This is a genomic window from Geotalea uraniireducens (genome assembly GCF_027943965.1).
Lineage (GTDB): Bacteria > Desulfobacterota > Desulfuromonadia > Geobacterales > Geobacteraceae > Geobacter > Geobacter uraniireducens.
The window spans coordinates 320,326-332,149 of the sequence record NZ_AP027151.1 but is presented as its reverse complement, the minus strand read 5'-3'; the positions used below and the strand labels follow the sequence as shown (position 1 = coordinate 332,149).

General features: G+C 61.5%; 14 protein-coding genes. 11 read left to right on the top strand and 3 right to left on the bottom strand.

Annotation, left to right across the window (positions count from 1 at the left end; all coding sequences use genetic code 11):
• Positions 1 to 33 precede the first annotated feature (33 nt).
• From purT to gpmI, 11 genes are all read left to right on the top strand, one after another.
• A complete protein-coding gene (gene purT / locus QMN23_RS01535) occupies positions 34 to 1,224 on the top strand; it encodes a formate-dependent phosphoribosylglycinamide formyltransferase (RefSeq protein ID WP_282001358.1) in 1,191 nt (396 codons plus the stop codon).
• A gap of 174 nt (positions 1,225 to 1,398) precedes the next feature.
• Positions 1,399 to 1,701, top strand: a complete 303-nt coding sequence (locus QMN23_RS01530; protein ID WP_282001357.1) for a Rieske (2Fe-2S) protein — start codon at positions 1,399 to 1,401, stop codon at positions 1,699 to 1,701.
• 82 nt (positions 1,702 to 1,783) lie between these two features.
• On the top strand, positions 1,784 to 2,092 hold the full coding sequence (gene rplU / locus QMN23_RS01525; protein ID WP_282001356.1) for a 50S ribosomal protein L21: 309 nt from the start codon (positions 1,784 to 1,786) through the stop codon (positions 2,090 to 2,092).
• 77 nt (positions 2,093 to 2,169) lie between these two features.
• Positions 2,170 to 2,427 carry a 50S ribosomal protein L27 gene (gene rpmA / locus QMN23_RS01520; RefSeq protein ID WP_282001355.1) on the top strand — a complete coding sequence of 86 codons (258 nt, stop codon included), beginning with the start codon at positions 2,170 to 2,172 and terminating at the stop codon, positions 2,425 to 2,427.
• Between the two features lie 79 nt (positions 2,428 to 2,506).
• Complete coding sequence (obgE, locus tag QMN23_RS01515; protein WP_282001354.1) at positions 2,507 to 3,520, top strand: GTPase ObgE; 1,014 nt, start codon at positions 2,507 to 2,509, stop codon at positions 3,518 to 3,520.
• 158 nt (positions 3,521 to 3,678) lie between these two features.
• On the top strand, positions 3,679 to 4,800 hold the full coding sequence (proB, locus tag QMN23_RS01510; RefSeq protein WP_282001353.1) for a glutamate 5-kinase: 1,122 nt from the start codon (positions 3,679 to 3,681) through the stop codon (positions 4,798 to 4,800).
• A 31-nt stretch (positions 4,801 to 4,831) separates the two neighbouring features.
• On the top strand, positions 4,832 to 6,088 hold the full coding sequence (locus tag QMN23_RS01505) for a glutamate-5-semialdehyde dehydrogenase (protein ID WP_282001352.1): 1,257 nt from the start codon (positions 4,832 to 4,834) through the stop codon (positions 6,086 to 6,088).
• Between the two features lie 24 nt (positions 6,089 to 6,112).
• Positions 6,113 to 6,763, top strand: a complete 651-nt coding sequence (nadD, locus tag QMN23_RS01500) for a nicotinate-nucleotide adenylyltransferase (RefSeq protein ID WP_282001351.1) — start codon at positions 6,113 to 6,115, stop codon at positions 6,761 to 6,763.
• Positions 6,753 to 7,148, top strand: coding sequence for a ribosome silencing factor (rsfS, locus tag QMN23_RS01495; protein ID WP_282001350.1), 396 nt, complete (start codon positions 6,753 to 6,755; stop codon positions 7,146 to 7,148). Before nadD ends, rsfS begins: the two co-directional genes overlap by 11 nt.
• A complete protein-coding gene (locus QMN23_RS01490) occupies positions 7,145 to 7,606 on the top strand; it encodes a 23S rRNA (pseudouridine(1915)-N(3))-methyltransferase RlmH (protein WP_282001349.1) in 462 nt (153 codons plus the stop codon). The genes rsfS and QMN23_RS01490 overlap by 4 nt, the downstream gene beginning before the upstream one ends.
• 109 nt (positions 7,607 to 7,715) lie before the next feature.
• Entirely contained in the window at positions 7,716 to 9,254 is a 1,539-nt protein-coding gene (gpmI, locus tag QMN23_RS01485; protein ID WP_282001348.1) for a 2,3-bisphosphoglycerate-independent phosphoglycerate mutase, read from the top strand.
• Positions 9,255 to 9,364: 110 nt separating this feature from the next.
• Here gpmI and QMN23_RS01480 read toward each other — a convergent pair whose 3' ends face one another.
• The 3 genes from QMN23_RS01480 to QMN23_RS01470 all read right to left on the bottom strand — a co-directional run bounded on the left by QMN23_RS01480 (position 9,365) and on the right by QMN23_RS01470 (position 11,824).
• On the bottom strand, positions 9,365 to 9,784 hold the full coding sequence (locus tag QMN23_RS01480; protein WP_282001346.1) for a TraR/DksA family transcriptional regulator: 420 nt from the start codon (positions 9,782 to 9,784) through the stop codon (positions 9,365 to 9,367).
• A gap of 168 nt (positions 9,785 to 9,952) precedes the next feature.
• Entirely contained in the window at positions 9,953 to 11,269 is a 1,317-nt protein-coding gene (gene rimO, locus QMN23_RS01475) for a 30S ribosomal protein S12 methylthiotransferase RimO (protein WP_282003789.1), read from the bottom strand.
• Positions 11,270 to 11,338: 69 nt separating this feature from the next.
• On the bottom strand, positions 11,339 to 11,824 hold the full coding sequence (locus QMN23_RS01470) for a YajQ family cyclic di-GMP-binding protein (protein ID WP_282001345.1): 486 nt from the start codon (positions 11,822 to 11,824) through the stop codon (positions 11,339 to 11,341).

Here is an 11,824-nt window from a genome sequence, read left to right as displayed (position 1 = left end):
CCGCTCTCAAGTTCGTCTGCAAAAGGATATGTCATGATTGGAACCCCACTCAAGAATTCCGCCACCAAGATGCTTCTCCTCGGTTCCGGGGAGTTGGGCAAGGAGGTGGCCATCGAGGCCCAGCGGCTCGGGGTCGAAGTCATCGCCGTGGACCGCTATCCCGACGCCCCGGCCATGCAGGTCGCCCACCGCAGCCATGTCATCAACATGCTCGACCGGACGGAGCTGGGCCGGGTCATCGCCCAGGAACGGCCGCAGCTGATCGTCCCGGAGATCGAGGCGATCGCCACGACCTACCTGCTGGAGCTGGAAGCGGAAGGATACACAGTCATCCCGACCGCTCGGGCCGCCAACCTGACCATGAACCGGGAGGGAATCCGCCGCCTCGCCGCCGAAGAACTGGGGCTGCCGACCGCAGCCTACCGTTTCGCCTCGTCACGGGAAGAATTCCGCGCCGAAATTGCCGCCATTGGCCTCCCCTGCGTGGTCAAGCCGATCATGAGTTCGTCGGGCAAGGGGCAGAGCGTCGTCCGGAGCGAGAGCGACGGTGACGCCGCCTGGACCTACGCCCTGGAAGGGGCGCGCGGCGCCTCGGACCGGGTGATCATCGAGGAATTCATCCCCTTCGATTACGAGATCACCCTGCTGACAGTCCGCCATGCCGGCGGTACTACCTTCTGCCCGCCGATCGGCCATGTCCAGATCAAGGGCGATTACCACGAATCGTGGCAGCCGATGGCCATGACACCGACAGCGCTCGCCGAGGCCCGCCGCCAGGCCCGGGCGGTGACCGACGCCCTCGGCGGCTATGGCATCTTCGGGGTCGAGTTGTTCATTAAGGGAGACCGGGTCTGGTTCAGCGAGGTGTCCCCCCGCCCCCACGACACCGGGATGGTGACCATGGTTTCGCAGAGCATGTCCGAGTTCGAGCTCCATGTCCGGGCAATCCTCGGCCTCCCGGTCCCCGAAGTGACGAACCTTGCCCCGGCCGCCTCCCATGTCGTCCTGGCTGACCGGGCAGCCGCCGAAGTTGTTTTCGACGGGCTGACGACGGCATTAACGGTGCCCGACACCAAGCTGCGACTCTTCGGCAAGCCGGATACCCGCCCCGGCCGCCGGATGGGGGTGGCGCTGGCACTCGGCAAGGATACCGACGAAGCGCGCCGGCGGGCCGAAGAGGCCGCCCATGCGATCTCACTCGTCACGCCTCCGGACAGTCCTTAGGGGGTGTTTTTTCCCGCGCGGGCGGTGTCAACCTGCGGCCAAGCGTCTACGGCAGCCCCCTTGCTTTTCCGGTCAGAACTGGGTGCATCTCGCACTCTATTGATGTAGCGGTTGTTTCCCCAACCGACGGCAATAATTTAGGACGACGAACGATTGAAAAGGAGGGAGCGAACGATGACCTTTGCGGCAAAAATTTCCGACATCCCCGATTGGGGGAAGAAAATCGTCACCGTCAACGGCCAGGAAATCCTGCTGGTCAAGGCCAAAGGGGCGGTGTACGCCTGCGAGACCGAGTGTCCTCACCAGGGAGCGCCGCTTTCCGGCGCGCTGGTCAAAGATGCCGAACATCTTTCCTGCCAGCGCCACGGCTACCGCTTCAACCTGAAAACCGGGGCCTGCAAGGAATTCCCCGAATACACACTCAAGATTTATCCTGTCCGGATCGAGGGGGACGATGTGTTGGTCGAACTTGGCTAAACAGAAAAAATCCTTGACTCGCTGAGCGTTATTCGTTATTTTTTAACGCTCTTCAAAAATATTGGTAAAGGTGGTGAAGTCCATGTACGCGGTAGTCAGAACCGGAGGGAAGCAGTACAAAGTTTCCGAAGGCGACTTTTTGAAAGTCGAAAAACTCGAGGGAGCGGTCGGTGATACCGTTGAACTCAACGAAGTCCTGATGGTTGGCGGCGAAAAGGTTACGATCGGAACACCTTTAGTGCCCAGCGCCTCTGTCGTCGGCAAGATTGTCGAGCAGGGTAAAGACAAGAAGATTCTCGTCTTCAAGTCGAAGCGGCGCAAGACTTTTCGGAAATTGCGCGGGCACCGTCAATTGCGGACCATCCTCAAGATCGAAAAGATCAACGCTTAACCGGAACCACGGCATTTTTACGGCGGCTTGGCAACTGACCCCCATCACCTCGGGAAGCCGTCAGGAGGTTTAACACCATGGCACACAAGAAAGGCGTCGGTTCTACACGGAACGGACGCGATTCGGAATCCAAACGACTCGGCTGCAAGAAGTTCGGCGGTGAAACGGTCAAGGCGGGGAACATCATCTACCGCCAGCGCGGCACAAAGATCCACCCCGGCACCAATGTCGGCTGCGGCAAGGACTACACCCTCTTTGCCCTGGTGGATGGCATCGTGAAGTTCGAGCGGCTGGGCCGGGACAAGAAAAAAGTCTCCGTCTACCCCGCAAACTGATTGGTGCGGACATACCGCGGCGAAAGCCTGGGACCGAAGGTTCCGGGCTTTCGTTGTTTATTGCAACGGAGATCGAATCATGCAGTTTGTCGATGAAGTCAAAATCCATGTCCAGTCCGGCCCCGGCGGCGCCGGCTGCGTCTCGTTCCGCCGCGAAAAGTTCATTCCCTATGGCGGCCCGGATGGCGGCGACGGTGGCAAAGGGGGAGACGTTATTTTCGTAGTCTCCGCCGGGCTCGCCACGTTGATGGATCTCCGTTACCGCCCCCACCTGAAAGCCGGCAAAGGGAAGAACGGCATGGGGAAGGACCGCCATGGCGCCAACGGCGAGGACCTGAAGATCCTCATCCCGCCAGGGACGGTGATCAAGGACGCGGAAACGGGCGAACTGCTCGCCGACCTGACCGACCCGGACGAAACGCTCGTTCTGCTTCGCGGCGGCCGCGGCGGCCAGGGAAACGCCCGCTTTGCCACCGCCACCAACCGGGCACCCAAGTTCGCCCAGCCGGGTGAACCGAGCGAGGAACGGTGGCTCAAGCTGGAGCTGAAACTGATGGCGGATGTCGGGCTGCTGGGCTTTCCGAACGTCGGAAAATCCTCCTTCATCACCAAAGTGTCGGCGGCCCGGCCGAAGATCGGCGACTACCCCTTCACCACCCTCAAGCCCAACCTGGGAGTGGTCCCGTACAAGAACTACCGGTCGTTCGTCATCGCCGATATTCCCGGCATCATCGAGGGGGCCCACGAAGGTGCCGGCCTCGGCCATCGCTTCCTGAAACATGTGGAACGGACCAACATCCTGCTGCACCTGCTCGACCTTTCCTGGATGCCCGACCGGGACCCGATCCGGGAATTCGAAACCCTCAACCGGGAACTGGCCCTGTTCAGCCCCGAACTGGCCGAAAAGCGCCAGATCATCGTCATCAACAAGCTCGATCTGCCGGTGGTCCGGGAAAATCTTCCCCGGGTTCTCCCCTGGTTCGAAGCGCGGGGATTCCGGGTCTTCGTCATCTCCGCCGCCACCGGAGAGGGGATCCCGCCGCTGCTCGACGAAATCGCCCGTCTGCTCTGGGGGGGAGCGGAAACGGCCTAGCCCCCCCCCTGCAGTCCGCCCCATTTCCACCGGCCAAGGAGCACGTTCGGCGGCTCTGCCGAAACTGCGCGCCGCACCAGCCGGGTTTGTTTTGCCATCACCCATAAAATCTGCTAGTATCAGGTATTTGGTGTCAATCTCCCGAACGTGTCGTTTCCATGCGCGCCCAAATCCTGAACAAAGCAAAACGCATCGTCATCAAAATCGGCAGCCGGGTTCTCGCCGGCGACGTCAACGGCCTTGACCGCGAGCTGATCGGCCGACTGGCCGCCGAAGTGGCTGCCTTGCGCGCCGCCGGGCGGGAAGTGATCATCGTTTCGTCCGGTGCCGTCGCCGCAGGGCGGAAAGAACTCGGCATCGCCGGCCGGCCGAAAAGCATCCCCCAGAAGCAGGCGGCGGCGGCCATCGGCCAATCGCACCTGATCCGCGCCTACGAGGAGGCCTTCGCCGTCTTCGGCCTGCGGGTCGCCCAGATCCTCCTCACCCGCGACGACCTGGCCAACCGCCGCCGCTTTCTCAACGCCCGCGCCACCCTCGATACCCTGCTCGACTTCGGGGTAACCCCGATCATCAACGAGAACGACACCGTCGTCTTCGAAGAGATCAAGTTCGGTGACAACGACAACCTTTCGGCACTGGTCACCAACCTGGCCGAAGCGCAACTATTGGTGATCCTCACCGACATCGACGGCTTCTACGAAGCCGACCCCCGCACCAACCCCGACGCCCGGCTCATCCACCTGGTGAAGAGCATTACCCGGGAGATGGAACGGGCGGCCGGCGGAAGCGGTTCCGCCGTCGGCACCGGCGGCATGGTGACCAAACTGGCCGCGGCGAAGAAAGCAGGCCAGTTCGGGGTTGCCACCCTGATGCTCAACGGCCGGTGCCCTGCCGTACTGACGGCCGCCTTCGCCGGTGAAGATCTCGGCACGCTCTTCCTGCCGGAAGAGGCCAGCCTCAACCGGCGCAAGCACTGGATCGCCCACACCCTGAAGCCGTCGGGAAAACTGGTTGTCGACGAAGGAGCCCGGACGGTTTTGGCCCGCCAGGGGAAGAGCTTGCTGCCGTCGGGGGTCGTGCGGGTCGAAGGGAAATTCGACCGCGGCGCCTGCGTCCGCATCGTCGCTGCCGACGGCACCGAGCTCGCCCGCGGCCTGGTCGGCTACTCCCATGCCGAGATCGAGCTGATCCGCGGCCACCGCAGCGGCGAAATCGAAGCGATCCTCGGCTACAAATACGGGGATGAAATCATCCACCGCGACAACCTGGTACTGCTCTAGGCGGTATCGATCCATCGAGGAGAAGTTCGACATGACCATCGCCGAAAAAATCCGCACGATCGCCAGTGCCGCCCGCCAGGCGGCGATTGCCCTGGCCAAGCTGCCGACGCCGGCCAAAAACGAGCTGCTCGGCAACATGGCCATGGCCCTGATCAACAACGCCCCGCACCTGATCGAAGAGAACCGCCGCGACCTTGAAGCGGGCGAGAAGAAGGGGTTGTCGTCGGCCATGCTCGACCGGCTGATGCTCAATGAGGTCCGGATCAAGGCAATGGCCGACGGCCTGCGCGAGGTGGCCGCCCTCCCCGACCCGGTGGGTGAAGTGACCAGAATGTGGAAGCGGCCCAACGAGCTGATGGTCGGCAAAATGCGCATCCCGCTCGGGGTGATCGGGATCATCTACGAAGCCCGTCCCAACGTTACCGCCGATGCAGCCGCCCTCTGCCTGAAAGCGGGCAATGCGGTGATCCTCCGCGGCGGCTCGGAGGCCATTTATTCCAACCTGGCCATCGCCCGGATTCTTGGCGGGGAGATCGAAAAAGCCGGCCTGCCGGCGGCGGCCCTGTCGGTCATCCCGTTCACCGAGCGGGAAGCGGTGCTGGAGATGCTCCGCCAGGAGGAATCGATCGACCTGATCATCCCCCGTGGCGGTGAAAGCCTGATCCGCTTCGTCGTCGAACACTCCAAGATCCCGGTCATCAAGCACTACAAAGGGGTCTGTCATGTCTTTGTCGACGCCAGCGCCGAGTTCACCATGGCCGAACGGATCGTGGTCAACGGCAAGACCCAGCGCCCCGGCGTCTGCAACGCCTTGGAAACGCTGCTCATCCACAAGGACATCGCCGAAACGTTCATCCCGCGGATCAGTGAAACCCTCGGCAATCTCCAGGTCGAACTGCGGGGCGACGACTGTTTCCGCCAGTTCAACCCGGCGGCGACCCCAGCCACCGAAGAGGACTGGCATGCCGAGTACCTCGATCTGATCCTCGCCTGCCGGGTGGTCGACGATCTGGACGAGGCGGTGGCCCACATCAACCGCTACGGCTCGCTGCACACCGAAGCGATCGTCACCAGCGACTATGCCGCGGCCCAGCGCTTCATCCGCGAAGTCAATTCCAGCACGGTCCTGGTCAACGCCTCGACCCGTTTTGCCGACGGCAACCAGTTGGGGCTCGGGGCCGAAATCGGCATTTCGACCACCAAGCTCCACTCTTTCGGCCCGATGGGCCTGGAAGACCTGACCACCACCAAGTTCATCGTCTACGGCGATGGCCAGATTAGACAGTAACCGGAACGGCAGCGCAGACGACCCATGAAAACCGGTATTCTCGGCGGCACCTTCAACCCGATCCACCTGGCCCACCTCCGCATTGCCGAGGAGGTGAGGGACCGTTTCGCCCTCGACCGGGTGATCTTCATCCCAGCCGCGGCCCCTCCGCACAAGCCGATGGTGGGGGAACTGCCGTTCGAAACCCGGTGCGAGATGGTGCGCCTCGCCATCGCCGACGCTCCGGCCTTCACCGTCTCCACCATCGAAGGGGAACGGGAAGGGCCGTCGTACTCCATCGATACTCTGCGGGCGTTGCGCGCCGAGGCCACCGGCGACGAGTTCTTCTTCATCGTCGGCAGCGACTCGTTCCTCGACATCGGTGCCTGGCATGAATACGCCGCCATCTTCGCCGCCGGCAACATCGTCGTCGTCGAACGGCCGGGGGCAGCAATCACCGATTTCACGGCGGCGCTGCCGGTTGCCATCGCCACGCAGTTTTGCTATCATGCCGCCGAACATCGGCTGGCCCACCGCTCGGGATATTCGGTCTATTACCTGACCGGCATTCCCCTCGACATCTCTTCCAGCTCCATCCGCAGCCTCGCCCGTCTCAACCGATCGATCAGGTACCTGGTGCCGGAGGCGGTCGAACACTATATCAAAGAACAGGGGATTTATACTGATGACCGATAAACCGACGCTCACCTCCCGGGAACGGGCCGTGCAATGCGCCAGATTCGCCCTCGACAAAAAGGCCCTCGACGTGAAGGTCCTGGAAATCGGCCGGCTCTCTTCGATCGCCGACTACCTGGTGCTGGCCACCGGCTTGTCGGACAAGCAGACCCAGGCCATCGCCGATTCGGTCAAGAAGGGGCTCAAGAAATTCGGCAAGGCCATCGACATCGAAGGGCTGAAGGAGGGCAACTGGATCGTCATCGATTACGGTGATGTGATCGTGCATATTTTCCGCGATGACCTGCGCCGCTACTACAATCTCGACGAGCTCTGGGCCGCGGCACTCCCCGTGGAAATTCCCGCCGAATACCTCTGGGAAGGAAAAGAGGGGGGCACCGAGTGAAGTTGCGGGTCCTCTGGGTCGGCAAGACCCAGGAGGAATGGCTGAAGCGGGGCATTGACGAATATGCGGGGAGGATCAGACGCTACGCCCCCCTGGAGCTGGCCGAGGCCCGGGAAGAGAAGGGAGCTGCCGAGCTGGCGCTGCGCAGCCGGGAGTGCGAGCGGCTGGAGCGGCTCCTGCCGAAGAACAGCCGCCTGATCCTGCTCGACGAGCGCGGCAGCCAGCTGACCTCGCCGGAACTGGCGGCTTTCATCGGCCGACAACGGGACAACGCCGTTCCCGAACTGGCATTTGCCGTCGGTGGCGCCTACGGTTTCAGCGACGCCTTTCGCGCCCGGGCCGACAAGGTCATCGCCCTCTCCCGACTGACCCTGACCCACCAGATGGTCCGGGTGGTGCTACTGGAGCAGCTCTATCGGGCATTCACCATTCTCAACGGCGAACCGTACCACCACTGATTAGCGCCGCTGATCGCCAGGGCCGGTCGATTTGCCGCACATCCACTGATTTTCCCCACGACTACCGACCCGCTGCAGGCACATGTTTTTTCAATACTGAGGAGGAGAAATGCCGAAACCGTTGCTGCTGATGATCCTCGACGGCTGGGGGATCAATCCGCTTGAGGCCAATAACGCCGTAGCCCTCGCCCATACCCCCCATATGAACGAGCTGTGCGCCACCTACCCCTGCGTCGAGATGCGGACCTCCGGTATGGCGGTCGGCCTGCCGGATGGCCAGATGGGAAACTCGGAGGTCGGACACCTCAACATCGGCGCCGGGCGAATCGTCTACCAGGACCTGACCAGGATCACCAAGGCGATTCAGGATGGCGACTTTTTCACCAACCCGGTACTGCTCGACTGCCTGGCCCGCACCAAGGCGGCCGGCGGCCGACTGCATCTGGCGGGCTTACTTTCGGACGGCGGCGTTCACTCGCACAACACCCATCTCTATGCCTTGCTGGAAATGGCCAGGCGCCAGGGACTGGCCGACGTCTTTATTCACCCGCTTTTGGACGGCCGCGACACTCCGCCGCAGAGCGCCGCGGGCTACCTGGCTGAACTGGAGCAGGAAATCGGGAGAATCGGCATCGGCCGGATCGCTACGGTAATCGGCCGCTATTATGCCATGGATCGCGACAATCGCTGGGAGCGGGTCGAGCGCGCGTACCGTGCCATGGTCGGCGGCGAAGGGACGCAATTCCCGAGTGCCGCCGCTGCCATTGACGCCAGCTACTGCGCCGGGGTCACCGATGAATTCGTCGAACCGGCCGTCATCGCTCCTGCCGGCCTGCCGCCTGCCACGCTCCGGGACGGCGACGGTTTCATCTTCTTCAACTTCCGCGCCGACCGGGCCCGGGAGATCACCCGGGCGTTCACCGATCCCGCCTTTACCGGTTTCACCCGGCAGTCCCCTCCCCGCCTCACCGCCTACGTCTGTATGACCGAGTACGATGCCACCTTCAACCTGCCGGTCGCCTTTGCCCCGGAACCGCTGACCAATATCCTCGGCGAAGTACTCGGCAAGAACGGCCTCCGGCAACTGCGGATCGCCGAGACGGAAAAGTATGCCCATGTCACCTTCTTCTTCAATGGCGGCAGCGAAACCCCGTTTCCCGGCGAGGACCGGATCCTGGTGCCATCGCCCAAGGAGGTGGCGACCTACGACCTGCAGCCGGAAATGAGTGCTTACCCGGTGACCGACGAACTGCTCCGCTGCATTGAGGATGGGACGCACGACGTCATTATCCTCAACTTTGCCAACGCCGACATGGTTGGGCATACCGGGCAGCTTGCCGCCGCCATCAAGGCGGTCGAGGCGGTCGACGACTGCGTCGGCCGAGTGGTCGCCGCCGTGCGGCGCAAGGGTGGAGCGGCCCTGATCACGGCCGACCACGGCAATGCCGAAATCATGGCCGACGAGAAAGGCGGTCCCCATACCGCCCACACCTGCGGGGTGGTCCCCTTCGTGCTGGTGGACGATACCCGGCGCGGCGCCCGGCTGCGCCCCGACGGCACCCTGGCCGATATCGCCCCCACTATGCTGGAGTTGCTCGGACTCCCGCAACCACCGGAGATGTCGGGCAAGAGCCTGTTGCTCGACTAGGGGCAACGAGCCCCGACCGGCCAACGAATCACGCACCAACAACAAAGGGCGCCACCGATATCGGCAGCGCCCTTTGTAATTCTTCCTTCGCGGGACGGGATAAAAAATTCTTACCCTTCATCCTCGTCGCCGAACGAGATCTCCCGATACGCCCGGTCTTCTTCAAAACGCTTCGTTTGCGCCTGCAGCTTCTCCATATCCGACTGACACCGGACACAGTAACGGGCGAACGGCATCACCTTGAGCCGGCCAAGGGGGATTTCTTCCTCGCACTCCTCACAGATACCGTATTCACCTTCGTCGATCCGCAACAGCGCTTCATCGATCTGCCGCAACTTGTCGCGCTCCCGGTCGTTGAGGATCAGCCCCAGCTCGCGGTCGCGTTCCGACGAAGCCTGATCGTAGATGTCCCCGGTCGGCTCGCCGGTCGTCGCCTCCGAACCGTTCTTAACCGCTTTGTTTATCTCTTTGAGGGCATCCTCCTTCATCTTCCGGAGAATCGCCTTCATTTCTTCAAGTTTTTCAACCATTTACATCACTCCATATACAATTCTTGGGCTTTTGGGTCACGAAATAATACAGGAAACCTCCCTTTTGTCAAGCAAAAAGCAGGCCCGAAATGTATACCTCACCAACAATTCCGCCACGATACGCAACTGTTTTCCCCCTACGGACGCCCCCTGGCAGAAGAGAGACTCTCACGCGACAATCTCACCGATCAGGTCGTAATCCGAGGAATCGGTAATTCGCAGCGTCACGATGTCGCCGACATTTGCCGAGCCGGCAGTAATGTAGACCTGTCCGTCGATATCGGGCGCCTGGCGCGAGGAACGCCCTTTCAGGAGGAGGTCGGTTTCGTCGCTGAGCCCTTCGACGATCACCTGCTCGGTGGTATCGATCAACCGGCGGTTACGCTTGAACGAAACCCGGGCCTGAGCCCGCATCAGCTTCTTGTGCCGTTCCCGCTTCAACCGCTCGGAAACCTGGTCGGGCATTTCGGCAGCGGGCGTTCCCTCTTCCCGTGAATAGCAGAAGACCCCCAGCCGGTCGAACTGCACCTCTTCGACATAGTGCAGCAGCTTGCGGAAATCCTCCTCCGTCTCGCCGGGAAAACCAACGATCAGCGAGGTGCGCAGGGCGATGTCGGGGATTTCCTCGCGCAGCTTCTCGATCAGGGCCCTGATTTCCGCCTCGCTGCTCCGCCGGTTCATACGTTTGAGCACCGGATCGCTGATATGCTGGATCGGGATATCAAGATACTTGCAGACCTTCTCTTCTTCCTTGATGGTCTGGATGAGGCTGTTGGTGATCCCGTCCGGGTAGGCATAGAGAAGGCGGATCCATTGCAGACCGTCGAGAGCCGCCAGCTCTTTGATCAGCGTTTCGAGCGACGGCCGGCCCGGCAGATCGCGGCCGTAAGCGGTGACATCCTGGGCAATCAGGTTGACCTCCTTGACCCCGCTGGCAACCAGTTCCCTGGCCTCCTGCAGCAGGCTGTCCAGCGGCCGGGAGCGGAAGGCCCCGCGGAGCGAAGGGATCACGCAGTACGAGCAGCAGTTCGAGCACCCTTCGGCGATCTTGAGGTAGGTAGTGTAGGCAGGGGACGATTTGAGCCGGGGCAACGTTTCATCGTAGACAAAATTCGGGTCGCCAACATAGCGCAGCTGCTCGTCGGATTGCCGTTTTTCGGCAATGATCTCCGCGATGCGCGGATAGTCGCCGGTGCCGACAAAAATATCGACCTCCGGCAGTTCCTTGGCCAGCTCTTCCTGGTAACGCTGGGGGAGGCAGCCGGTGACGACCAGCAGCTTGCAGTTGCCGTCCTGCTTGCGGTCGGCCAGATCGAGTATGGTGTCGATGCTTTCCTGCTTCGCTTCCTTGATGAAAGAGCAGGTATTGACAATGATGATATCCGCGTCATGCTCGTCGGTGGTTATTTCATACTGATCTTTAGCCAGACAACCCAGCATTACTTCGGCATCGACCAGGTTCTTCGGGCAGCCGAGACTAACCATGCTGACTTTTTCTTTTACCACGTCGTTCAAATGCACCTCTGATCTCCGGGAACGCGTTACCGATCCCACCTATTGTCTGAAATTGATAAACTGCAGGTCGATACTCAGATCTTTACTTTTCAGCAATCTAATGATCTCTTGCAGGTCGTCGATATTCTTGCCGGTCACCCGGACCTGGTCATCCTGAATCTGCCCCTGGACCTTCAGTTTGGTCTCCTTGATCTGGGCGATGATCTCCTTCCCCTTCTCCTTGGAAATCCCTTGCTGGATCGTCACGAGCTGACGGATCATGCTGCCCGAGGCCGGCTCCGCTTTTCCGTACTGCAGGGCCTTGGGGGAAAGCCCTCGCTTGATGCACTTGGATTGCAGAATATCGACGACCGCCTTGAGGCGGAAATCATCGTCGGCGAGCAGCTTGATCGCCTCCTTTTCCAGCGTCACCTCGCACTTCGAACCTTTAAAGTCATAGCGCTGGCCGATCTCCTTGACCGTCTGGTTGACCGCATTGTCAACTTCCTGCATGTCCACCTTCGAGACGATATCAAATGATGGCAT

What these genes read in the sequence shown, in the direction of transcription:
- QMN23_RS01470 (WP_282001345.1), bottom strand. Translation starts at nt 11,824, where the DNA reads ATGCCATCATTTGATATCGTCTCGAAGGTGGACATGCAGGAAGTTGAC.
- QMN23_RS01505 (WP_282001352.1), top strand. Translation starts at nt 4,832, where the DNA reads ATGACCATCGCCGAAAAAATCCGCACGATCGCCAGTGCCGCCCGCCAG.
- QMN23_RS01480 (WP_282001346.1), bottom strand. Translation starts at nt 9,784, where the DNA reads ATGGTTGAAAAACTTGAAGAAATGAAGGCGATTCTCCGGAAGATGAAG.
- rimO (WP_282003789.1), bottom strand. Translation starts at nt 11,269, where the DNA reads ATGGTTAGTCTCGGCTGCCCGAAGAACCTGGTCGATGCCGAAGTAATG.
- QMN23_RS01530 (WP_282001357.1), top strand. Translation starts at nt 1,399, where the DNA reads ATGACCTTTGCGGCAAAAATTTCCGACATCCCCGATTGGGGGAAGAAA.
- rpmA (WP_282001355.1), top strand. Translation starts at nt 2,170, where the DNA reads ATGGCACACAAGAAAGGCGTCGGTTCTACACGGAACGGACGCGATTCG.
- purT (WP_282001358.1), top strand. Translation starts at nt 34, where the DNA reads ATGATTGGAACCCCACTCAAGAATTCCGCCACCAAGATGCTTCTCCTC.
- gpmI (WP_282001348.1), top strand. Translation starts at nt 7,716, where the DNA reads ATGCCGAAACCGTTGCTGCTGATGATCCTCGACGGCTGGGGGATCAAT.
- nadD (WP_282001351.1), top strand. Translation starts at nt 6,113, where the DNA reads ATGAAAACCGGTATTCTCGGCGGCACCTTCAACCCGATCCACCTGGCC.
- obgE (WP_282001354.1), top strand. Translation starts at nt 2,507, where the DNA reads ATGCAGTTTGTCGATGAAGTCAAAATCCATGTCCAGTCCGGCCCCGGC.
- rplU (WP_282001356.1), top strand. Translation starts at nt 1,784, where the DNA reads ATGTACGCGGTAGTCAGAACCGGAGGGAAGCAGTACAAAGTTTCCGAA.
- rsfS (WP_282001350.1), top strand. Translation starts at nt 6,753, where the DNA reads ATGACCGATAAACCGACGCTCACCTCCCGGGAACGGGCCGTGCAATGC.
- proB (WP_282001353.1), top strand. Translation starts at nt 3,679, where the DNA reads ATGCGCGCCCAAATCCTGAACAAAGCAAAACGCATCGTCATCAAAATC.